This window comes from Erythrobacter sp. S267 (assembly GCF_057365045.1).
Map to the genome: position 1 here is coordinate 997,930 of NZ_CP200298.1, position 22,168 is coordinate 1,020,097.

Annotated in this window: 25 protein-coding genes; 18 read left to right on the top strand and 7 right to left on the bottom strand. The window is 60.5% G+C overall.

The window, feature by feature from the left end; genetic code table 11:
- Genes AC0V6X_RS04585 through AC0V6X_RS04605 form a run of 5 tightly spaced genes read left to right on the top strand, consistent with a single transcriptional unit; the run spans position 1 to position 3,081 of the window.
- Entirely contained in the window at positions 1-561 is a 561-nt protein-coding gene (locus AC0V6X_RS04585; protein WP_486183407.1) for an aspartate-semialdehyde dehydrogenase, read from the top strand.
- Between the two features lie 19 nt (positions 562-580).
- Entirely contained in the window at positions 581-1,231 is a 651-nt protein-coding gene (locus tag AC0V6X_RS04590) for a DsbA family protein (RefSeq protein WP_486183408.1), read from the top strand.
- Positions 1,228-1,989, top strand: coding sequence for an alpha/beta fold hydrolase (locus tag AC0V6X_RS04595; RefSeq protein WP_486183409.1), 762 nt, complete (start codon positions 1,228-1,230; stop codon positions 1,987-1,989). The genes AC0V6X_RS04590 and AC0V6X_RS04595 overlap by 4 nt, the downstream gene beginning before the upstream one ends.
- The gene (locus tag AC0V6X_RS04600; RefSeq protein WP_486183410.1) at positions 1,986-2,498 is read left to right on the top strand and encodes a hypothetical protein; all 513 of its coding nucleotides are present in this window, start codon (positions 1,986-1,988) and stop codon (positions 2,496-2,498) included. The genes AC0V6X_RS04595 and AC0V6X_RS04600 overlap by 4 nt, the downstream gene beginning before the upstream one ends.
- Before the next feature lie 55 nt (positions 2,499-2,553).
- A complete protein-coding gene (locus AC0V6X_RS04605) occupies positions 2,554-3,081 on the top strand; it encodes a hypothetical protein (protein ID WP_486183411.1) in 528 nt (175 codons plus the stop codon).
- Between the two features lie 45 nt (positions 3,082-3,126).
- Here AC0V6X_RS04605 and AC0V6X_RS04610 read toward each other — a convergent pair whose 3' ends face one another.
- The 5 genes from AC0V6X_RS04610 to rpsF all read right to left on the bottom strand — a co-directional run bounded on the left by AC0V6X_RS04610 (position 3,127) and on the right by rpsF (position 7,702).
- A complete protein-coding gene (locus AC0V6X_RS04610) occupies positions 3,127-4,617 on the bottom strand; it encodes a methyl-accepting chemotaxis protein (protein ID WP_486183412.1) in 1,491 nt (496 codons plus the stop codon).
- Between the two features lie 200 nt (positions 4,618-4,817).
- Positions 4,818-6,266 carry an AMP nucleosidase gene (locus tag AC0V6X_RS04615; RefSeq protein ID WP_486183413.1) on the bottom strand — a complete coding sequence of 483 codons (1,449 nt, stop codon included), beginning with the start codon at positions 6,264-6,266 and terminating at the stop codon, positions 4,818-4,820.
- Positions 6,267-6,382: 116 nt separating this feature from the next.
- A complete protein-coding gene (rplI, locus tag AC0V6X_RS04620; protein WP_486183414.1) occupies positions 6,383-7,099 on the bottom strand; it encodes a 50S ribosomal protein L9 in 717 nt (238 codons plus the stop codon).
- A gap of 13 nt (positions 7,100-7,112) precedes the next feature.
- Positions 7,113-7,337: a 30S ribosomal protein S18 gene (gene rpsR, locus AC0V6X_RS04625; RefSeq protein WP_007164455.1), complete on the bottom strand. Its 225-nt coding sequence runs from the start codon at positions 7,335-7,337 to the stop codon at positions 7,113-7,115.
- Positions 7,337-7,702, bottom strand: coding sequence for a 30S ribosomal protein S6 (gene rpsF, locus AC0V6X_RS04630; protein ID WP_486183415.1), 366 nt, complete (start codon positions 7,700-7,702; stop codon positions 7,337-7,339). The genes rpsR and rpsF overlap by 1 nt, the downstream gene beginning before the upstream one ends.
- 196 nt (positions 7,703-7,898) lie before the next feature.
- Here rpsF and AC0V6X_RS04635 point away from each other — a divergent pair, with 196 nt between their 5' ends.
- Both AC0V6X_RS04635 and AC0V6X_RS04640 read left to right on the top strand, forming a co-directional pair.
- Positions 7,899-8,840, top strand: a complete 942-nt coding sequence (locus AC0V6X_RS04635) for a DUF808 domain-containing protein (protein ID WP_486183416.1) — start codon at positions 7,899-7,901, stop codon at positions 8,838-8,840.
- On the top strand, positions 8,840-9,490 hold the full coding sequence (locus tag AC0V6X_RS04640) for a glutathione S-transferase family protein (protein ID WP_486183417.1): 651 nt from the start codon (positions 8,840-8,842) through the stop codon (positions 9,488-9,490). The genes AC0V6X_RS04635 and AC0V6X_RS04640 overlap by 1 nt, the downstream gene beginning before the upstream one ends.
- Here AC0V6X_RS04640 and AC0V6X_RS04645 read toward each other — a convergent pair.
- Positions 9,487-9,777 (bottom strand): hypothetical protein, encoded by a 291-nt coding sequence (locus tag AC0V6X_RS04645; protein ID WP_486183418.1) that lies wholly within the window; start codon positions 9,775-9,777, stop codon positions 9,487-9,489. The two genes, AC0V6X_RS04640 and AC0V6X_RS04645, sit on opposite strands and share 4 nt — an antisense overlap.
- Positions 9,774-11,246 (bottom strand): Mur ligase family protein, encoded by a 1,473-nt coding sequence (locus AC0V6X_RS04650; RefSeq protein ID WP_486185513.1) that lies wholly within the window; start codon positions 11,244-11,246, stop codon positions 9,774-9,776. The genes AC0V6X_RS04645 and AC0V6X_RS04650 overlap by 4 nt, the downstream gene beginning before the upstream one ends.
- Positions 11,247-11,301: 55 nt before the next feature.
- Between AC0V6X_RS04650 and AC0V6X_RS04655 the strand changes: the two genes are divergently transcribed.
- The 11 genes from AC0V6X_RS04655 (at position 11,302) to AC0V6X_RS04705 (ending at position 22,168) form a co-directional block, all read left to right on the top strand.
- Positions 11,302-12,132, top strand: a complete 831-nt coding sequence (locus AC0V6X_RS04655) for an LD-carboxypeptidase (RefSeq protein WP_486183419.1) — start codon at positions 11,302-11,304, stop codon at positions 12,130-12,132.
- 27 nt (positions 12,133-12,159) lie between these two features.
- Positions 12,160-13,110 carry an ACP S-malonyltransferase gene (gene fabD, locus AC0V6X_RS04660; RefSeq protein ID WP_486183420.1) on the top strand — a complete coding sequence of 317 codons (951 nt, stop codon included), beginning with the start codon at positions 12,160-12,162 and terminating at the stop codon, positions 13,108-13,110.
- A gap of 64 nt (positions 13,111-13,174) precedes the next feature.
- Positions 13,175-13,561, top strand: coding sequence for a hypothetical protein (locus AC0V6X_RS04665; protein WP_486183421.1), 387 nt, complete (start codon positions 13,175-13,177; stop codon positions 13,559-13,561).
- A gap of 74 nt (positions 13,562-13,635) precedes the next feature.
- Positions 13,636-15,537, top strand: a complete 1,902-nt coding sequence (locus tag AC0V6X_RS04670) for a beta-propeller domain-containing protein (protein WP_486183422.1) — start codon at positions 13,636-13,638, stop codon at positions 15,535-15,537.
- Positions 15,538-15,626: 89 nt separating this feature from the next.
- The gene (fabG, locus tag AC0V6X_RS04675; RefSeq protein WP_486183423.1) at positions 15,627-16,379 is read left to right on the top strand and encodes a 3-oxoacyl-[acyl-carrier-protein] reductase; all 753 of its coding nucleotides are present in this window, start codon (positions 15,627-15,629) and stop codon (positions 16,377-16,379) included.
- 22 nt (positions 16,380-16,401) lie between these two features.
- A complete protein-coding gene (locus tag AC0V6X_RS04680; protein WP_486183424.1) occupies positions 16,402-16,944 on the top strand; it encodes a hypothetical protein in 543 nt (180 codons plus the stop codon).
- Positions 16,945-17,129: 185 nt separating this feature from the next.
- Positions 17,130-18,257 carry a DNA polymerase III subunit beta gene (gene dnaN, locus AC0V6X_RS04685; RefSeq protein WP_486183425.1) on the top strand — a complete coding sequence of 376 codons (1,128 nt, stop codon included), beginning with the start codon at positions 17,130-17,132 and terminating at the stop codon, positions 18,255-18,257.
- Positions 18,257-18,661 carry a hypothetical protein gene (locus AC0V6X_RS04690; protein WP_486183426.1) on the top strand — a complete coding sequence of 135 codons (405 nt, stop codon included), beginning with the start codon at positions 18,257-18,259 and terminating at the stop codon, positions 18,659-18,661. The genes dnaN and AC0V6X_RS04690 overlap by 1 nt, the downstream gene beginning before the upstream one ends.
- 10 nt (positions 18,662-18,671) lie before the next feature.
- A complete protein-coding gene (locus tag AC0V6X_RS04695; protein ID WP_486183427.1) occupies positions 18,672-19,307 on the top strand; it encodes a glutathione S-transferase family protein in 636 nt (211 codons plus the stop codon).
- 36 nt (positions 19,308-19,343) lie between these two features.
- Entirely contained in the window at positions 19,344-20,438 is a 1,095-nt protein-coding gene (locus tag AC0V6X_RS04700; protein WP_486183428.1) for a DUF2855 family protein, read from the top strand.
- 143 nt (positions 20,439-20,581) lie between these two features.
- Positions 20,582-22,168, top strand: coding sequence for an ABC-F family ATP-binding cassette domain-containing protein (locus AC0V6X_RS04705; RefSeq protein ID WP_486183429.1), 1,587 nt, complete (start codon positions 20,582-20,584; stop codon positions 22,166-22,168).

Sequence of the window (22,168 nt, forward strand, 5' to 3'; positions counted from 1 at the left end):
ATGAAGCGAGGTCTCGTAGCAACGGCATTGGTCAGCGTGGCTGCTCTGGCCGCATGTGACAGCAACAACGTCCCGTCTCCGGCAGAACGTCTCAACAATCCCAACGCCGCGGTTGAGGCTGACATGGCAACCGGGCTGGTGCTGCTCAACCAGCAGGGGATGAGTGTCGGGCAGAGAAACTTTGCCTTTGCGGCGGGCAAGGACGAGGTGCTCTCCGCTCTCACCGATCTGCTGGGCGAGCCAAGCGAAGTGATTGAGCAAGTCGAATGCGGTTTGACGATTGCGCAATATGGTGAGGCCCTGTCCGTTAATTTCGAGAACAACACGCTGGTCGGCTGGAACCTGTCTGGCGCCAGTGACCGGATCGGCAAGATCGGCGACTTCACCATTGGGACCCCGCGAGCCGCCGTCGAAGCGGCGGAAGGCTTTGATTTGATTGAAGGCAGCACTCTGGGTGAGGAATTTACCTTTGGCGACGGCTTCGCCGGCTTTTTTGAAGGTGGGCCGGAAGATGGGGAAGTTTCGATGTTCTACGCCGGAACGCAGTGCTTTTTCCGATAGGCCGCGTTAGGCTATTGGTATGACACTTTCTGCCGATCTGTTTTTCAGCTTTCGCTCGCCCTATTCCTACCTTGCGGTGGGGCGCTATCAGAAGATGGTCGAGGAGTTTGAGCTCGACATCAGGCTTCGCACGGTGATGCCGATTGCGATCCGCGATCCCGACATCTTATTCACCGGTAATCCTGCCGCGCCTCGCTACATCGTGATGGATTGCATGAGGGCGGGGCAGTTTCTGGGGATTCCAATCAGCTGGCCGCGCCCCGATCCGGTGGTGCAAAACCTGATGACGCGGGAGATTGCGGAGGAGCAACCGCATATCTTCCGCATTTGCCGTCTGGGTCAGGCCGCCACGCGCCGGGGTAAGGGGCTGGCCTTTGCGGCTGAGGTCGCCCCGCTGATCTGGGATGGCAGCACCGAAGGCTGGAACGAAGGCGATCACCTCGCCGGAGCGGCTGCGCGCGCGGGGCTCGACTTTGCGGAGCTTGAAGCGGAAGCGGCGGACGATGCCGATGGGCTCGATGCGGAGATCGCTGCCAATCAGCAAGCGCTGGAGGATGCAGGCCATTGGGGCGTGCCGACTCTGGTGTTTGAGGGCGAGCCCTTCTTTGGGCAGGACCGGGTTGAGATGGCGCAGTGGCGCATGGAACAAAGAGGCCTGACGCGGCGGTGAACACCTCTCACTTTGAAAGCTTTGACGGCACTCGGCTCGCGGTCCATCGGACAGGAGAAGGGAGGCCGGTTGTGCTGCTCCACGGCCTGTTCTCCTCTGCCCATATGAACTGGATCAAATGGGGCCATGACCAGCGCCTTGCTGACGCCGGGTTCGAGGCGATCATGCTCGACTGGCGTGTCCATGGAGAGAGCGCGGCGCCGCAAGACCCGGCCGCCTATCCTGGCAATGTGTTGGTGCGCGATGCACTGGCTTTGACCGAACATCTGGAGCTTGCGCCGGGGGAATACGACCTTGTCGGCTTTTCGCTGGGCGCGCGCACTGCGCTTCATGCGTGCGGCACTGGTGTCCTCGCGCCCAGAAGGCTGGCGGCGTGCGGGATGGGTCTGGAAGGGTTGGCCGAATGGGCGCGGCGCGCGGACCACTTTAAGCGGGTGATCGACGAATTCGACACGATCAAGCCCGGCAGCCCACTCTATGTCGCGCGCACCTTCCTGAAGTCGCAAGGGATCGACCGGGCAGCAGCGCGATTGCTACTCGACGCGATGGAGCCGTTTGATCTTGCCACTCTGGCCAACATCACCATGCCGACAGCTGTGATCTGCGGGGATGAGGATGAGGATAACGGCAACGCGGTGCTGCTCGCCGAAAAGCTGCCCAATGCGCGCTATTTCGAGACGCCCGGATCGCACCTCAACAGCGTGACCAAGCCCGAATTGGGCGAGACCATCGTTGCGTTTCTGGGGGAGGGTGCATGACCCAGAAAGTGGAGATCAAACTCTGGCTGATCGGCGTGTTCATGCTCATCGCTCTGATTGCCCTTGCCGTGGGTGTGCTGGGTGACAGTGCCTTTGCTCTGCCTGAGCATCAGGGTGCAGGGACGGCGGCGCGCGTTGACGAAATTCAGGCGGCGTGGAGCGAAGAAGGCTATTTCGGGCTGCATGTCTTTGGCATGTTTGCCGATCTCGCTTTCATCATTGTCTATTCCATCGGCGCATGGCGCGCGGGGCTGGACTTGCGCGCGCAAAGCAACGGCGTTGCCCGGATCATCGGCCTGTATGTGATGGCAAGCGCTGTGCTGTTTTTCGCCTGCGATATGGTCGAGACATCCTTGCAGCTTGTCCAGATGATCACGTTTCAGGGCGTCGACTGGATGGCGGCCACCGCCGCTTTTGCTCAACCGATCAAGAATATGTCATGGATTGCGAGCTTCCTTGGGGTCGTGATTGGCCTGATCGTCGTTCGGCTTACTGCGCGATCGGGATAGGCGTGTTCCGCTTTCGCTTTGCCTGACAGAGGGAATGGGATTAGACCTGCCGCCCATGTCAAAAGCCCTCAAACAGCTTGCAGCCTTTCTCGCTTGCGTGATTACCTTTGCCACTGTGCCAGCCCATGCGCAGGAGCAATCGCCGCCGCAAACCGTCACGAATTTCGATGATGCCACGGTCACCTATCTGCTGCGCGACATGGGGGCGACATGGCGGGTCGAGCCCGGGGCTGATGGCGTTTCGCTCTATCGCGCGCGGTCAGAGGGGAACATCAACTTCACTCTGGCGCCCACAGCATGCGGACAGGACGGGTGCACCGCGCTGATCCTGATCGCGGTCTTCAATGATTTTGAGGCCAATGATACTGCCCAGCTCGACACGTATCTGCACGCTTTCAACGACCAGAACGCCTCTGCCAAAGTGGTGCGCAGCCCCAATGGGATCATTGCCCTGCAAAGCTTTGTGAATGCACGCGGCGGGATCAGCTATCCCAATTTGCAGGCGCAGATATTGCTGTTTGGGGAGAACATCTTTGCCACCAGCAGAGCCTTGCTCGCCTACCAGCAAGCGCAGGAGCAATAGCGCGCAGCTCAGCTCAGACGGGGATAACCCATTGCACCGCTAACCCTAGGCCGCTTTGAGATCGGCAGTGAAGTCGCGGGTGGAGTTTTCCAGATTGCGTACGTTCTGGGCAAGCTCTTGCGCGGCGTTTTCCAACTCGCTCGCCAATTGAGCAGCGGCCATTGCGCGCTCCGACAAGGCGGAGGTTTGCTCCGCCATGGAGTCCACCTGGCCAGCGGCGCTGCGGGCGAAATTCTGGATCGTGTCGGCTGATTGGCGCTGTGTTTCCACGTCGTAGCGGATCGACTGCGCAGCGGCGCCCAGCTCGGCAATCGCATTGTCGATCGCTTCAAAACTGCGCTCGGCTTCCTGCGTTCCGGATTGCACGCCTTTGAGGAAATCGTCGATCTCCTTGGCGGCTTGGCCCGCTTGATCGGCGAGCACTTTGACCTCTTGAGCAACCGTGCTGAAGCCGCGCCCGGCCTCACCAGCGGAAGCCGCTTCGATGGTGGCGTTCAACGACAAGAGATTGGTGCGCTCTGCGATGCGAGCGATAGCGCGGGTGGCTTTGCCGATGGTGCGCGAATATTGCGCCAGCGCGCCGATTGCATCTCCGCCGCCAGAGGCTCGCTGCGTCGCGATGCCTGTCAGCTCACTTTGGTGGCCTGCATGCACGGCGACTTCGGCAATCGATAGCGACAGCTCTGCGACGCCTGCGGCCACGGTGTTGGCAGCGCGCCTTGCCGTTTCAGCATTGCCAGCCACTTCGCGCACTTCGCGCCCGGCTGTCTCGGCAAGGTCTCTGAGTGAACCCGCTGTGTGCTGGAGCAAGTGCGCAGTATCGGCGACGGATCGGGTGACGGCGTTGACGGATTGCTCAAACTGCTGGGCGACTTTTTCGTATTCGGCCTTGCGAGCATTCATAATCTCGATCCGGGAGCGCGCGGCTTTCTCGCGCTCGTCCTGGAGCTCCGCTGTGGCTGCACGCAGCTGCTCCACATTCTCCTTGATCTGTTGTTCCTGATGCTCGGTCCGCTGGGTCAGTTTGTAGGCCGCGACGACTGCGCCGCGCAGGCTAGCACTGATCCAGCAGATCAGGACCGTTGCGCAAATGAAGATACCAGCGTGGAGGACGATCCGATCAGGGTTGCGATCGCCAAACAGCTCCCATCCCGGCGCATAGATCGCAAGCAGGGCATGATGCACCAATTGCAGCGCACAAGCGGCGATGATGACACGGATGTCGCACAGTCCAATCAGAATGGGCAGCGAGATCAGGAACCACAGGTTGGCATCCATTGCCCCGCCACTGGCTTGCAAGGCGAACAACAGGCAGGTGGGCTGAAACGCGACCATCACGCTCATCGCGAACCGACCGTAGACATCGGTGCGCTGCGAAAAGGCACACCATGTCGGCACCAGGCTGAGCAAGGCGCTGCATGCTGCCGCGTAATAGGCGGTTGCATTACCGCTCAGGCCCATCACCAGCAGGCTTAGAGAAACGGCCCAACTGGCAAACACAACCGCCTGGATTGTGCGAAGCCGCAGAGTGTCCATGTCTAGACCCATGGTGAAACCCACGCCCCGACCCACGCCAACGCCCCAAAAGGCAGAGCGGGGCGAGGCCCATAAAAGTTCATATCGCAACCCATGGACATCTCTATCGCCCATTTTGGTTAGCGCAGCTTTGGCTGGTCTCTGCGTAGGATTGCGCTCAGGATTTACCCTGTGGCAAGCGCGGAGAGGAGGGGGCGGGCTTAGCGGAAGGGCGGCTCGTTAAAGGCGCGTAGTTTACGAGAGTGCAGCCGGTCGCCTTCGGCGCGCAATTGCGAAACCGCCTCAAGCCCGATCTGCAGGTGAGCGGCAATCGCCTCCTCATAAAACTTGTTGGCTTGGCCCGGCAGCTTGATCTCACCATGCAGCGGCTTGTCCGACACGCAAAGTAGGGTCCCGTAAGGCACGCGGAACCGGTATCCTTGGGCCGCAATCGTGGCGCTCTCCATCTCGACGGCGATTGCGCGGCTTTGGGAGAAACGCTTGGCAGAGCTGGCATAGTGCAGCTCCCAATTGCGGTCATCGGTGGTGACGACGGTGCCGGTGCGCATGCGCTGCTTGATATTGGCTCCCTGAACGCCGGAGACAGCCTCAGCCGCCGTGGCAAGGGCCTGCTGGACCTCCGCAATCGGCGGGATCGGGATCTCTGGCGGCAGGACATTGTCGAGCACATGGTCATCGCGCAAGTATGCGTGGGCGAGGACGAAGTCGCCGATCTTCTGGCTGGAGCGAACGCCTCCACAGTGCCCGATCATCATCCAGGCATGGGGGCGCAGCACCGCCAAGTGGTCGCAGATCGTCTTCGCGTTGGAGGGGCCGACGCCGATATTGACCAGCGTGATGCCTTTCCCGTCTTCCCGGATCAGGTGATAGGCGGGCATCTGGTGCTTGCGCCATGCGGTGTCATTGAGCTGCGCCTGCGCGTTGTCGGTGCATTCCCCAATGTCGAGACCAGCAGCGCCTTTGAGGCCTACGTACCCGCTCCCGTCTTCTTTGGCACAAATCTGCTGAGCGCCCCAATTGACGAATTCGTCGACATAGCGGTGATAGTTGGTGAAGAGGATAAACTCCTGAAAATCCTCCACCTTGGTGCCAGTATAGTGCGCGAGACGCGCGAGCGAGTAGTCGGTCCGCAGCCCATCAAACAGCGACAGCGGCATATCCGCATTGTCATCAAACTCGATCCCGTCGGCCAGCTCATCGCCGATCAGGGAGAGGTCGGTGGAGGGGAAGTGCTGGGCGATGTCTTGCGGGGCAATCCCGCTCATCGCGGCGCCTGCATCGCCATCAAGCACATAGGGGAAGGGGATTTCCTGGCGCGAGCGAGAGACGCTGACGTCAATCTCGTACTCAGCGGCGATCAGCTCCAGCTGTTCGGTCAGATAGTCGGCGAACAGGTCGGGCCGGGTGATTGTGGTCGTATACGTCCCCGCCATCTCCAACCGACCAAAGGCACGGCTGCGGTCCTTGGGATCACCCACTCCTGAATATCGCAAGGTCAGCTGCGGATAGGCGTAACTGCCATCATTGCGTTTGCGCGCAGGCGGGATTGTCCCGTCCTTGCCAAACGCGATTACATCGGCGCGCAAAGTCGCGACCGCATCGGAATAGTGCTGCTGCAATTGTTCGAGGATTGTGGGGATTGGGGTCATTCAGATGTCCTTCTTATTGTTGAAACTAGTGCCTTTTGAGGGCTTTTACAAAAAGGGCGCGAAAGCCGTGTGACCTTCGCGCCCTTTTTTGTTGGCTTGGTTGGAAAAGGAGCCGATCAGGCGTCCTTCTCCTCTTCAGCAGCAGGCTCTTCAGCAGCAGCTTCTTCAGCAGCAGGCTCTTCAGCAGCAGGCTCTTCAGCTTGGGCTTCTTCAGCAGCTTCTGCTTCGGGCGCAGCGCCTTCTTCAAACAGCTCTTCGGGGATTTCGCCCGGCTCAAGACCTGCATTGTCGATTTTGGTGTCGGCTGCGGTTTCCTCGATTTCCCTTTGCTCGTCGGCGAACATCTGGGCGAGGACGTCGATGCCCTGCGTTTGCAGTTCAGCTTCGTCGTCCGAACGGGCGACGTTGGCTTTGACGGTGACGTGCACCTCTGGGTGCAGAGCAACGGTCACATCGTGCATGCCAATCGTCTTGATCGGCGCGCCCATGATGACCTGCTTCTTGTTCACGTCGTGGCCCTGTTCGACAAGCCCTGCGACCATGTCGCGGACATTGACCGAACCGTACAGCTGACCGGTGTTGGAAGCGGCACGGATGAGGATAACCTCAGCGCCAGCCACTTTCTCACCAATGCCTTGTGCGACCGAACGCTTCTCAGCGTTTTCCTTCTCAAGGCGGTCACGGTTGGCTTCGAACACGGCCTTGTTGGCGTCGTTTGCGCGCAGAGCCTTCTTCTGCGGGAGCAGGAAGTTGCGAGCATAGCCATCCTTGACGGTGACAACATCGCCAATCGTGCCGAGCTTCTCGATACGTTCGAGGAGAATGATATCCATGGGTCCTATCCTCCTACTTCACGATGTACGGCAGCAGGCCGATGTGACGTGCGCGCTTGATCGCCTTGGCGAGCTCACGCTGCTTCTTGGCAGAAACGGCGGTGATGCGCGAAGGGACGATCTTGCCACGCTCAGACATGAAGCCCTGAAGCAGGCGCACGTCTTTGTAGTCGATCTTGGGGGCATCCTTGCCGGAAAACGGGCAAGACTTGCGGCGGCGGAAAAACGGGCGTGCCATCAGTCGCGCTCCTCACGTGGTTCGCGGCGCTTACGGTCGCGGTCGTTCTTACGCATCATCACGGAGGGACCTTCTTCGTGCTCTTCGACACGGATGGTCATGTAACGGATGACGTCTTCGTTGATACGCGTCTGGCGCTCAAGCTCACTCACCACCGAGCCAGGGGCGTCGATGTTGAGCATCACGAAGTGTGCCTTGCGATTGCGGTCGATCTTGTAGGCGAGGGACTTAAGACCCCAGGTTTCGGTCTTGGTGACCTTGCCTTCGTTCGCTTCGACGATTTCGGTCGCCGTGGCCGCCAGCGCGTCTACCTGGGCCTGTGAAAGGTCCTGACGCGCGAGGAAGATATGCTCATACAGAGCCATCTCGCGTTCCTTCATATTGTATGCCGATCGCTGGCTGATCCGCGGGATTGCGGGGCCCCTCCGGCTTTCTTTGATACCCCTCTGGTAAAGAGCGGATGCGCGCACATAACTGTTTACGGGCAGAATGCAAGTCTTGTGCGCCTCTGACCGCTGGGGCAGGCCACGCGACAACAGGCTTATCTAAGGGGTTGGGTGAATGCCATCAGGATTGGTTGCGCTGCTGGACGATGTGGCGGTGATTGCACGGGCAGCGGCGGCGTCGGCGGATGACATTGCGCTTGCGGCGAGCAAAGCGGGCTCCAAGACCGCCGGCGTCGTGATCGACGATGCGGCCGTGACGCCAAGCTACGTCACGGGCCTGTCGCCAGCGCGCGAATTGCCGATCATATGGGCGATCACCAAGGGGAGCTTGTTCAACAAGCTCATCATCCTGCTACCCGGCGCGATCCTGTTATCCGAGTTCCTTCCGTGGCTCATCATCTGGCTGTTGATGCTGGGCGGCGCGTTCCTGTGTTATGAGGGCGCGGAGAAGGTCCTCGAAAAACTCGGCGGGGCCAAGCACGGCAAGACGGTCGAGGATCAGATCGATGATCCCGTCGCCTTTGAGAAACAGCGTATTGCAGGCGCGGTGCGCACGGACCTGATCCTGTCAGCGGAAATCATGGCGATTGTCCTCAACGAACTCGACCTGCCGACCTGGTGGGAGCGAGGCTTGGCACTGGCGCTGGTCGGATTTGTCGTGACGATTGTCGTCTATGGCACGGTCGCGATCATCGTGAAGCTCGACGATATCGGCCTCTCGCTCAGCAAGAGTGACAGCGCGGCCACGGCTCGTTTTGGGGAAGGGCTAGTGGCGTTCGTGCCCAAGCTGCTGATTGCGCTCTCTTTCATTGGCACCATCGCCATGCTGTGGGTCGGCGGCGGAATCATTATCCACGGCACGCATGAAGTGGGCTTCCACCTTTTCTACGATATCGCCCATGGCGCCGAGTACGCGGTGGCGGGCGTGACGGGAGCGCTATCAGGCGTTGCGGGCTGGGTGACTTATGCGGGCGTTTCGGCGGTGTTAGGCTTGGTGCTGGGCGCGATCATCGCGTTCGTCTTGCACAAAGTGATTGGCTATGAGGGCGCGCATTGATGGGGGTGGGTACGCCCACACTTTACACCTGCGCATCGTCGCGCGGTCTGCGCGCCACTTGGGCGGCGGAGGAAGCGGGGGTGGAGATTGACCTCAAGGTCTTGCCATTCCCGCCGCGCCACCTTGCGCCCGAATATCTCGAGATCAATCCACTCGGCACGGTGCCTATGCTGGTCCACGGAGCCAGCCGCATGACCGAGAGTTGTGCCATCGCGCATTATCTCGCAACTTTGGGTGCGCCGAACGACCTGACCATCGCGCCGGGTGAGGCGGATTACGCCGCATATCTCGACTACACCTACCACGCGGATGCGACGCTGACCTTTCCGCAGACGGTCTATTCGCGCTTTGCCCTGTTCGAAAAACACAAGGGCTGGGAGGAAGCGGGCAAGGCCTATGCCCACTGGTTCCACAAGCGCCTCGTGAAGATCGAAGAGCGGTTGGAAATCCGCGAATTCCTCTGTGCCGACAGGTTCACCGTTGCCGACATCTGCGTTGGCTATGCGCTGGTCCTGGCCAAGGCGTTCGGACTGGATGGGGGCGTTCCGGACAGTCTCAAAGCCTACCGCGAGCGCCTGACTAACAGAGCTGCGTTCCAACGAGCCAAAGCGCGCGAGGAAGAGGGACGAGACGCGCTCTTCAACGGCTAGGTCAAGTCAGTCCCGCACTTGCCGCACACCTTGTTGGGCCAGAAGACCACGAAGACCCCTCGGAAGAACAGGTTTTTGCCGCAGGTCGTACAGTTGAAGCTGAGCATTCGCGCATTGGCAAAGACCAGCCCGACAATCGCGATGCCGAATGCGATGGTCGAATGGCCGAAAAACCGGTCCACCAACAGCACGAACAGGATCGCCAGCACCAAGGCTCCGGCCATAAACCACGCATGGCGCACCGCTCGGGTGTAGACAGTTTCCGGCGCGGGCGGTGGAGCCTTCACTCGAGCCGCTCGAACACGTCACGAGCAAAGCTTGAAAGCGTATCGTCCCGAGCGCCCATGATGACGATGCGGTCTTCGCTCTGAGCGAGTTCCACCATCCGGTCCCCGCAGGCGGAGCGCTCCGGAATGTGCTCGGCCCTCATGCCCCCAAAACCATTGGCGCCGCCCGCATTTTCGCGGATCATAGCGATGATACGCTCCGTCCCTTCGCTGCGGTCGACGGTGCCGCCATAATAGACCGGATCGCACATGATCGCGATGTCGTCAGGGTCGAGTTCCCGCGCAAAGGTTTCTGCCAGTTCGTGGCCCATCTGCTTCAACGGCCCATAACCATGCGGCTGGAAGAAAGCGATGACGCGGCCCGGAGTGGCTTTAAGCGTCCGCAGGGTCGCGGCGCATTTCTCCGGATTGTGGCCGAAGTCGTCGATGACGGTGATGCCGCTCGCACTCGTCCCCACGACGTCAAATCGCCGTGCCAGCCCGGCAAAATTGCGCAGGGCATAGACGGCATTCTTCACCTCAATCCCGGCCGCGCTGACCGCTGCAATCGCGGCGAGAGCGTTGGAGAGGTTGTGCAGGCCCGGCATCGGCAGGATCAGCGGGAAGACTTGCTTGCGGCGATTGTCGATCACAGCGGCGCGAATGCCCAAAGCGCTCTGGTCGATGGAATCGGGCTCAACCGTCAGGTCGGCGCTCTGTTCATGGACGCCGAAGCTGACTTTTTGCTTCGCCCGCTCGGCCAAAAAGCGCGCTTCTTCGTTGTCGTAATTGACCACTGCGCAGCCTGAGGTTGCCAGGTAATTGCCGAAAAGCTGGCGCAATTCCTCCATCGATTTGTGGTCGAGGCTGACATTCAAGAGCACGCCGATAGTGGGGCGGTAAAGCGCGATGGATCCGTCGCTTTCATCCACTTCGCTCACGAACAACCGCCCGCCGCCGACCCGCGCGCTGGCGAAGGGGTTATCGGCACTGGCAAAGTTCTTCATCACCGCGCCATTCATAACGGTCGGGTCATGGCGCGCTTCGTGCAGGATCCAGGCGATCATGCCGGTGACGGTCGACTTGCCTGAGGTTCCTCCGACTGCGACAGAGTACCCCGCATCGTTAAAGAAGGTGGAGAGCAATTCCGCGCGGCTCAACCGATCACAGCCCAGCTCGCTTGCCCGCGCGACTTCGGGGACTGTGTCCTCCACCGCAGCCGAGGCGATCAGAATTTGGTCGGATGAGGTAATGCCGCTGCCGTCTTGCGGGTACAGCGTGAACCCGTTTTCGGCCAGCCAAGCGAACTTCTCAGGCGTGCGGCCTTGGTCATAGGAGCGGTCCGAACCCGCCACCTCGTGACCCAACCCATGCGCAATCTGCGCCAAAGGCAACATGCCAGACCCGCCGATGCCGCAGAAGAACAGCGGTCGCCCAGCGACTTTGTCGGTTGTTTCAAGAGGCTCGTTGGAGGATGCACCCGAAGTCATGGCGATCATGGTTATGGACTTGCAACGACACTGACAAGCGCCATAGCTTACGCAAATGACCAATATCGCAATTTGTGCACCGGCAACCCCGATTACCCGCGATCATGCGGCGGCTTTTGAGGCTTTGATTGCGGCGGAGTTTCCCGGAGTAACCGCGAGCTTTCACGAGCAATGCTTTGCCAGCCACGGCCACTTTGCAGGCGACGATCTGACCCGGCTGACCGCCTTGCTCGACTGCGCCAACGACCCGGCTTTCGACGCGGTTTGGTTTGCCAAGGGCGGCTATGGCTCCAACCGCATTGCAGAGGCTGCGGTGGCGCAGATGAACACGGAAGCGCGGGCCAAGACCTATATCGGCTTTTCCGACTGTGGATATCTCCTCGGCGCGCTTTATCGGGCTGGCATCGGCCAATGCGCGCATGGTTCCATGCCGGTGAGCGCCGGGTCTGAAAGAGGAGCTGAGGCCGTGCGCCGCGTGCTGCGCTGGCTGGGCGGGGACAATTCGGGGCTTGAGCCGAGCCTTGATGGCGTCACGCCCGCTGCCGCCTTCAACCTCATCACGCTGGCCATGCTGTCCAAGACGCCCGCCATGCCCGACCTTACCGGCCACGTTGTGATGGTCGAGGAGGTGGCAGAGCATCTCTACGCCGTCGACCGTATGTTCTTCGCGCTTGCTGGAAGCCTGCCCCGCATTGCCGGACTGCGGCTGGGCGCGATCAGCGACGTGCCAGAGAACTACGTCGAATTCGGCCAGAGCGCGGAGGACATAGCGCGCTATTGGTGCGACCGGATGGGCGTCCCTTATCTGGGCAGAGCGCAAATCGGCCACACGGCTTCCAACAGAGTTGTGCCGTTCGGACTTGCGGGTCCTGCAAGCTCTGGCTAGCGGCGGTTTCCAACAGGAGATTCCAAAATGACCGCATTCGTTTTTCCGGGACAAGGCAGCCAAAAGGTCGGCATGGGCACGCAGCTCGCCGCCGCTAGCGCTGCTGCACGCGCAGTGTTTGAGGAAGTCGACGACGCGCTTTCGATGAAGCTGTCCGCGATCATGGCGGAAGGGCCAGAGGATCAGCTGACCCTTACCGAAAACGCGCAGCCCGCGATCATGGCGAACGCGATTGCAACCCTGCGCGTGCTGGAGGCTGAGTTCGGCGTGAAGCTGGCGGACACGGCAACCTGCGTCGCAGGCCACTCGCTGGGCGAGTACACCGCGCTTTGTGCGGTCGGAGCCTTTGACCTTGCCACCACAGCGCGGCTTCTCAAACTGCGCGGCTCTGCCATGCAGGCTGCGGTTCCGGTGGGTGAGGGCGCAATGGCGGCCCTGCTGGGCGCGGATATTGAGAAAGCCAGCGCGCTCGCAGCGGCTGCGGCTGAGGGAGACGTTTGCGAGGTCGCCAATGACAACGACCCGATGCAGGTCGTGATTTCGGGCCACAAGCCTGCGATCGAGCGCGCCATTGCGATGGTGAAGGACGACAAAGACACTTGGGGGATCAAGCGCGGCATCCTGCTGCCGGTCTCCGCCCCCTTCCACTGCTCGCTGATGCAACCCGCCGCGGATCGCATGGCTGAGGCGCTGGCCGAAACGCCTCCGGGCGACCTCGCCGTGCCTCTCTACGCCAATGTCACCGCCGCCAAGGTCACTGACCCGGCAGAGGAGCAAGCTCTGCTCGTTAGCCAAGTCACAGGCCGCGTGCGCTGGCGCGAGAGCGTCATGGCGATGCGAGCCGACGGAGTGGAGCGCTTCGTTGAGCTGGGCGGCAAGGTGCTGGGGCCGATGATCGGCAAGATCGACCGCGAGGCGAGCGTGACCAGCTGTATCACCATGGAAAACCTCGAAGAGTTTGCCAAAACGGTAAGCTAGTCCCGGTTGAAAGGCGCTGAGAATGCGGTAGGCTCCTCTCTTATGGAGAAGAAGGGGCGGTCGCATGCGGTATTCGGGAAATCTCGTTAGAGTGCTCTCAGCGGGCACTCTTGCGCTCGCAATGTCAGCTTGCACGAGCCAATCGCCCGAACCTTTGCCATCCCAATCCGCCAGCGCATTTGAACCAGATGCCGCCCCGGCATTCGCCAACGAAGCGGAGCAGCGCCAAGGGCAAATTCGCGAGCTGGAAACCGAGGTAGACCGCCTCCACACGCTTTCCAGACGACAACGGGCTGCGGCAAGGCGGCTTGAGGGCGATGCGCGCGATGCCGCGATGCAAGAAGTAAGGGAAACGCGCCGCGCCTATCACGCTGCACAGCGCGAGCTTGCTCTGTTGCGCGAACCTCCAGAAGAAGTGGCTCCTAATCAACCCGACCAATCTGCGCCATAAGTCCAATCGATAATGGGGCGTTCAGCTTGGCAGTCTCAATTTCGATCCGGTATCTAGGGCAGGGGAGAAGTCCGATGCAGAATGTCTTTGCGAATGGTTCCAAATTCACGAGCTTAGCCTTTGTCAGTGCGCTGCTTATCGGAACCGCCGCTCTGACCATGGCTGCGACGCCTCCGGTGTCAGCTGAAGCGCACCAAACTGATGACACGACCGGCCTGCGCGGCTTTGAGACGGAAGCCGAACTTGATGTTTTCGCAGCCAGAATGGCCGCTCGGGAAAGGGCGCGTCGGGAAAGCCCGGGGCCAGTCTATTCTATGGCCGTGGATGCCGCCGCGGAAGGTGAAGCCCCTGCCGAAGCTGCTGAAAGCATCACCAACACGCAAGAATCGGGCGTGGATGAAGGTGGGATCGTCAAGAATGTTGGCGATTATCTGGTTGTCCTGCGCCGGGGACGCCTGTTCACCATCCACACGGGCGATGGTGCCTTGCAACCCGTCGACGCGATCGACGCCTTTCCCTCGGGAAAAGAGAATCCCAGCGACACCTGGTATGACGAAATGCTTGTCCGCGACGGTCAGGTGATCGTGATCGGCTATTCCTATGGAAGTTTCGGGACGGAGCTCAACCGGTTCGACATCTCCGACAGCGGTGAACTGACTTACCGCGACACGCATTATCTGCGCTCAGGCGACTACTATTCCTCGTCCAATTATGCCTCGCGCCTGATTGGCGAAGAGCTGATCCTCTACACGCCGGTCTACGCCAATTGGAGTGACCTTGACGCCTCGCTGCCTGCCATCCGCGAGTTCGGCGAAAACGGCGAGCAGGTGCTGGTCAAGCCGCAGGATTTTCTGGTGGCAGAGCCTTACCGTTCGGGTCGGTTTGAGCTCAATATGCTCCACACAGTCACGCGCTGCGATCTGTCAACGCCTCAGCTGGAATGTTCCGCCACTGCTATCGCGGGAACATGGAGCCGTGCGTTCTATGTGTCGCGCCAAGCGGTCTATACATGGACCGGCACGGCGCAGACCGATTGGAGGTCTACTTCAGCCAAAACACCCGGCCAGCTTTACCGTATCCCACTCGACGGATCGCAGCCCGGTGCTGTTCAGGTCGCCGGTGCTCCGGTCGATCAGTTTTCCTTTGCCGAGGACGCCGATGCAGAGGTCTTGCGCATCATGCTGCGCGGTGTCGGCAATGGAGAGGGAATGTGGGCGAGCGAATTCAGCGTTGGCGATGTTTCGCTGGCGACGATCCCGTTCGACCAGTTTGGCCGCGGGAACAGCGCTCTGGCGCAAGGGGCCTATCGCTCTCTGCCCGAGGTGGAAGGCTGGCGTTTCCAGAACCGTTTCGTAGGCGACTACCTGCTCTACTCGGCAGCCGCTTACGGGAATGAAGATGATGCGCCTTACCTCTATGCCGTGCCACTGGATGGACGCGATGCGCAGAAACTCACGCTGCGCCAAGGGGTCACCCGGCTGGATCGCATGGGCAGCGACGGCGTTGTGGTCGGCCCCTCATCCGATGGGGCATTGGGCTTCACGTCCTTGTCATTGGGACCTCTAGCGAAGGTTGAGCACACCTATATGCTCGCCGGCACAAGCGAGGGGGAAACGCGCAGCCAAGCCTTCTTCTACAAGCCTGATCGAGGCAGCACTGGGGGGCTGACTGGCACTCTTGGCCTCCCGATCTCTCGCCAGATCGAGCGTGATGGGGCAGAGTTTCTCGGCTCCGGCTCAGCGATCGCCTTTCTGCGCCGCGAAAACCGCAGCCTAAGTCAGGCAGGAGAGCTCGCAGCTCGCACAGAAAGCGCGCGCGACGACAATTGCATCGCATCGTGCGTTGATTGGTATGGCAATGCTCGCCCGATCTTCATGCAAGGTCGCATCTTCGCTCTTATGGGCTATGAGATTGTAGAGGGCGAAATGCGGGCCGGTCGGATGCAAGAATTGCGGCGAGCCAACTTCACACCGTAAGTGCGCAACTCAGCTCCAGCGCTTGACGGGATCGGCGTGAATGCCGATGGCGGGACCAATCACAAATCATACGGCTTGGGAGCCAACACATGTTTCGACTGGATGGAATGAACGCGCTGGTAACAGGCGCAAGTGGCGGGATCGGTTCGGCGATTGCGATTGCTCTGGCAAAGCAGGGCGCGCGGCTGGCTCTGTCTGGCTCGAACGGAGACAAACTCCGCGCCTTTCGCGAGCAGCTGATCGACGAAGTTGGGGGCGACCATGTGGAGATCACCTGCAACCTCTCTGACAGCACGCAGGTCGATGAGCTGATCCCCGCAACGCTCGATACGCTGGGCGGGGTCGACATTGTGGTCAATAATGCCGGGATCACGCGCGATGGCCTTGCGATGCGGATGAAGGATGAGGACTGGGATCAGGTGATGACGGTCAATCTCGAAGCCGCCTTCCGCATCATGCGCGCGTCGGCTCGCCCGATGATGAAGGGGCGCTTTGGCCGGATTATCAACATCACCAGCGTCGTCGGCCACACCGGCAATCCGGGGCAGATGAACTATTGCGCTGCCAAAGCGGGCCTCACCGGCATGACCAAGAGCTTCGCGCAGGAAGTCGCCAGCCGCGGCATCACCGCCAATTGCGTGGCCCCCGGCTTCATCCGCACCGCCATGACCGGCGCGCTGGATGAAAAGCAGACCGACGCGATCAACGCCCGCATCCCCATGGCAAAGATGGGCGAGGGCGGCGACATCGGAGCCGCCTGCGCCTTCCTCGCCAGCAAGGAAGCGGGCTACATCACCGGCGAAACGCTGCATGTGAACGGCGGCATGGCGATGGTCGGGTAAGGGCGCTTTTGTGAGCTTTGTGATGTCCCGCATCTGTATGCCGATGATCGCTTCACTGGCGATGATGGCTGCGCCTGCCGTGGCTCAGGACACGCCGCCGAGCGACTGCCTCGCTTCGTCCCTTTCCAACGAACTGGCTGTCAAACTGACCGATGACGGTCTGAGCCGGACTGGCGTCGGGGCGCAGGCCACGGACGCTGACCGGATGGAGATGATGGCGGCCATGACGGTGTGCCTTGGCGCGCACGGCGTTGCCGAGGAAAAGCAGGAAGCGTTCTTCAAGGCCAACCTCACGCATATGATCGGCGGGGAACTGCGCCGCCGCATGGTCGAGGCCGGGATCGATATGGAACCGGTAGAGCGGCTCGCGCTTGCTTTTGCCGATGATCCCAGCCTGTCAGTCGATAACTACATCGCAGAACGGCCGGAGGAGTTTGAGCAGTCAATCGACGCCGTGGCGAAGCAGAACAACATGTCGACCTACGAAATAGGCACTTGGATCGGCTTTTACGTCGCGATGCGCGGCCAGCAGATCATCAATGAAAGGGTTCTGAGCGCCTCTTAAAGCGCACCCTCGGGGCCCTTGCGCTCCCTTATCCCCAAGGGATTGGGCTAAGGGACCCTCACAAGCTTGCCCGCTTGTGCGTGGGCGCTAATGTTTTCTCGACCAAGTGGCGCCTTTCGGGCGATTCCCTTGCCAGCGGGCGCCCCACGGACGACGAAGTAACACGAAAGCGATAGGTTAAGCTGATGAAGGCTACGATCGAACGCGCGACGCTCCTGCGTTGCCTCTCCCATGTTCAATCGGTGGTAGAGCGCCGCAATACGATCCCGATCCTCTCCAACGTGCTGATCGATGCATCAGACGGGGGCAGCGTGAAGGTGATGGCGACCGATCTCGACCTCCAAGTGGTTGAGACGATGAGCGCGGCCTCGGTCGAAACGCCCGGCGCGATCACGGTGTCGGCGCACCTGTTGTTCGACATTGCGCGCAAGCTTCCCGATGGTTCGCAAGTCAGCCTCGAAACCGCTGAGAACCGGATGGAGGTCAAGGCCGGGCGCAGCCGTTTCAAACTGCCGACCCTGCCGCGTGACGATTTCCCCGTGATCGTCGAAGGTGACCTGCCAACATCGTTCGAACTGCCCGCGCGCACGCTCGCTCAGATGATTGACGCGACGCGCTTTGCGATCTCGACTGAGGAAACGCGCTATTACCTGAATGGCATCTTCCTGCATGTGACGGATGAGGACGAGCCGGTGCTGAAAGCGGCGGCAACTGACGGCCACCGTCTCGCTCGCTTTACCCTCGCACGGCCAGACGGCGCAGAGGGCATGCCCGATGTCATCGTCCCGCGCAAAGCGGTGGCGGAGCTGCGCAAGCTGCTGGAAGAGGCGCTTGATGGCGCGGTGCAGATCGACCTGTCCGCCTCGAAAGTCCGCTTCACGCTGAGCGGTGAAGGCGGGGTGGTCCTGACCAGCAAGCTGATCGATGGCACCTTCCCGGATTACAGCCGCGTCATCCCGACGGGCAATGACAAGCTGCTGAAAGTGGACCCCAAGCTGTTCTTCCAAGGCGTCGATCGCGTTGCGACCATCGCGACGGAGAAAACCCGCGCTGTAAAGATGGGTCTCGACACCGACCGCGTGACGCTCTCCGTTACCTCTCCTGACAACGGCAATGCCGCTGAAGAGCTGATGGGTGATTACAAGAGCGAAGGCTTCGAAATCGGCTTTAACGCCAATTACTTGAAGGACATTCTGGGCCAGTTCGATTCTGAAGAGATTGAGCTGCACCTGGCCGATGCAGGCGCTCCTACGCTTATCCGTGAGGATGAGAAGAGCCCGGCGCTTTACGTCCTCATGCCGATGCGCGTGTAATGCGTCTCCTTGCGGGCCTGACAGCAGCGGCAGCGCTGCTTGGTGCTCCGCTGGCGGCGCAAGACTCTCCCGGCTCCAATCAGGGTTTCACGCCGGAGGAAGACCTCGACTGTGCGATCTTTATCGGCGCCATTTTGGGCGAGAGCCCAGAGGAATTGACGCCTGAAAGCCAGGTGGCTCTGACCAGCGCGCTGACATATTTCATTGGCCGCTATGAAGCCCAGCGCGGCCAAAGGTTTGCGCGAGCGATGATTGACCGCTTCCCCGCCTATGAAAAGCGCGACCCGCGCGAGGTGGAGCAGACCTGCACACTGCGCGCGCGGGGGCTTGGGTCGCGGATGGAGGCAGCTGGCCGGGTGTTGATAGAGCACGGATCGGCGTCGGATTCCTCGCCGCAGGGCTAGGCGCAGCGCCATGACTGACCCTGCGCAGGTCCGCATCTTCGGCACGGTCATCTCGACCTACACCCGCATTGTGGAAATCACCTGCGAGGAAGTCGGCCTCTCTCACGAAGTCATCCCAACACCCGCACGCTCCCCCGGCAATCGCCATCCGTTCGGCAAGGTTCCGGTGGTGGAAGTGGATGGAATGGAGTTAATCGAGAGCGTGGCGATCACGCAGTATCTCGACAACCAGTATGGAACAGGGGCTCTCCAGCCCAGTGACCCGAAGAAACGCGTCGTGATGGATAAATGGGTCGCGATGGCGAACAACTACCTCTTCCCGCTGTTCGAGAACGGGCTGGTCATGCCGTGGATTATGCACCGCGTGGTGGGGCAGCCGCTCGACCATGATAAAATCAACCGCGCGCTCCCGCAGATCAGCCTGACGCTGGGCCACGTGGAGAGCGAGCTGGATGGTGATGGCGCGTGGACCGCTGCCGGGGATTTCACGCTCGCCGATGTGTTTCTCTATCCCGTCCTGCGCGGGCTGGAACTGACCCCGCAAGGCGAAGTCGGCATTGCGCAGTGCGACAATATCTCCGCATGGCTTAGACAGTGCGAAAAACGCGCCTCAATCGCTGCTACACGGTGGGAAAGCGAGCCGTGATGGTCTAACCTTTCCGCAAACGGAGAGGAGATTCCCATGTCTTTGACACAAGTTCACGTTCGCAAGGATTCCATCGCAGACACCGCTCTGGTTTCGACCGAGGTGGGCGCGCTCGCCGACGGCGCGATCCGCTTGGCGGTGGAGAGCTTCTCCGTCACCGCCAACAACATCACCTATGCGGTCGTGGGAGACGGCTTTGGCTATTGGAACTTCTTCCCACCCCAAGGCGGCGAACCAGAGGGGAAGGGGGTCGTGCCGATGTGGGGCCACGCCAAGGTGATTGAGAGCAATCACGAAGACTTCACCGTCGGAGAGCGCGTCTATGGCTATCTCCCCATGGGCACGCAGCTTGACGTTATACCGGGCAATGTCAGCGCCAGCTCTTTCATGGACATGACTGATTACCGTCAGCCGATGAGCCCGATTTACAATCAGTATTCGCGCCTCGCGGCCGATCCTGAGCACGATCCGGCGCGCGAAGCGGAACGGATGATCTATGGCCCGCTGTTCAAGACCGGCTTCCTGATCGAATACTTCATGCGCAATGAAGGCTGGTTTGGCGCAGGCGAAGTGATCCTGACGAGTGCTTCCTCCAAGACCGCCATGGGCCTCGCCAGCGTTGCTAAGCAGAACTCGCCCGACATCAAGCGCATCGGTCTTACCTCAGCGGGCAATGCCGATTTTGTCGAGGAAACAGGGCTTTACGACGAAGTCTACGCCTATGAAGAAATCGGCCACCTGCCGATCCGTGACTGCGTGACGGTCGACTTTGCGGGCAATGCAGAGGTCCTGACGCGGCTTCACGAGCACTTCACCGACATGCTCAAATATTCCTGCCTTGTGGGCGCGACGCATATTGAGGCGCGATCCACCTTTGGCGAGCAAACGAAGCGTCCCGGACCCGAGCCAACCCTGTTCTTCGCCCCCGACCACGCGGTCGCCTTCTTCAAGGAGCACGGGCCTGTCGAAGGCGGCAAACTGGTGGCAGGTTCCTGGCACGGTTTCTTGCAGAGCGTCGAAGGTGCAATCACGATCGAGAAGCATTCGGGGCTTGAGGCAGCCGAGGCAACCTATCGCGAAATGGTCGGCGGAAAAGTCGACCCGGCCAAGGGGATTGTGGTCGAGCCGTAGTGGTCACCCATAGCCATTTTTGGGTTTTCTGCTTGATCTGAGCGATGCGCCTGCTTATCCGCGTGCCATCCAAATGGAGTGAGGTGACATGAAGAACTGAGACATCTTTCGTTTGCAAATCCCATTTTGCGCAAGGTGATCTCATGTCTCATATCCAATTTGATGGCGTTGCCATCTCCGTTTCATTGCAATCCAACCCTCTTTTCCCAGCGTTTACGCAGGCGATTTCGCATGAAGTCGTCGGACTTGTCGGGCGTAATGGTTGCGGCAAATCCACATTGCTGTCCGCCATTGCGTCGGGGCGTGCGCCTTCTGAAGGCACTATCCGCGTCGACGGCAATGTCGAAATGATGCCACAAGGCCCGTTCGCAAAGGGGATTACCGTCGCCGCGGCGCTTGGCGTGGAGGACGCTTGGGACACAATCACCCGCATTGAGAACGGCCAAGCGCAAGGCGATGATCTTGATATAGCGGATTGGACTTTGCCTGCGCGTGTTGAAGAAGCGCTTGCGAAATTGGGGCTGCCAGACCTCGATCTTGCGCGCGAAGCCGCTGAGCTGAGCGGCGGGCAAATGGCCCGCGTCAAGATCGCAGGCATGATCCTCGCCCAGCCTGATATTTTGCTCTTGGATGAGCCGACGAATGATCTGGATGATGATGGTCGCGCCAAGGTGGTCGAATTCTTGCGCGGTTGGGATGGTCCCGCGCTCGTCGCCAGCCATGATCGCGAACTTCTGGAACACGTTGACCGGATTATCGAGCTTGCTCCAGCTGGCGTTCTGAGTGTGGGCGGCGGTTGGAGCGCCTTTAAGGAGCAGCGCGACGCTGAGCGCGCGCGGGCTCAGGCTGATCTTGAGGACGCCGAAACACGGGCTCGAAAGGCGCGCAACCTTCACCAGGCGAGGCAGGAGCGACGAGATCAACACGCCAGCCGAGGAAGGACCGCATCCGCGCGCCACGACGCCACGCGATTGGAGATCAACGCTAACAAAGCCCGCGCTCAAAAGACCGCTGCGCGCGGGCTTGGCTTGGGCCGCGAACAAATCGATCGGGCTCAGGAGGCGGCTGACACCGCCGCGCAGCGCGTTGAGAACGTGGTGCCGGTGCGGATTGAGCTTCCGCAAACGGGATTGCTACGCTCCCACACAGTGGTTGAAGCGCGTGCGATCACATGCCGGTTTGGCGAGCACGCCGTGTTTGGCCCGATGGATATCTCGATCACCGGGCCCGAGCGGCTGGAACTTACAGGCCGCAATGGCAGCGGGAAAAGCAGCCTTGTCAGGATTCTCACAGGGGCGCTGCCACCAGCCTCTGGACAGGTTTGCAGCGATCCGAGCGATATTGCGCTCCTTGATCAGCATCTTTCATTGCTCAAACCCGAAGAGACCGCTCTGGGCGCGATGCGTCGGTGCAATCCTGCAATGGACACACAAATGGCGCATGCGGCGCTTGCTCGATACGGTTTTCGCGCAGCTTGGGGTGCGCGCATAGTCGCAACTTTATCGGGCGGAGAACGCGTTCGACTGGCTCTCGCTTGCCTTTTCAGCACGTCCGCGCCGGCCAAAATGCTGATCCTGGACGAGCCGACCAACCACCTGGACGTTGAGGCGATTGAGCTTCTAGAGCAGGCCTTGAACGGCTACGATGGGGCGCTTTTGTGCGTATCCCACGACGCAGCATTCCGTCGCTCACTGAACCTGCAACGCCGCATTGTGATGGGCGATGATTAG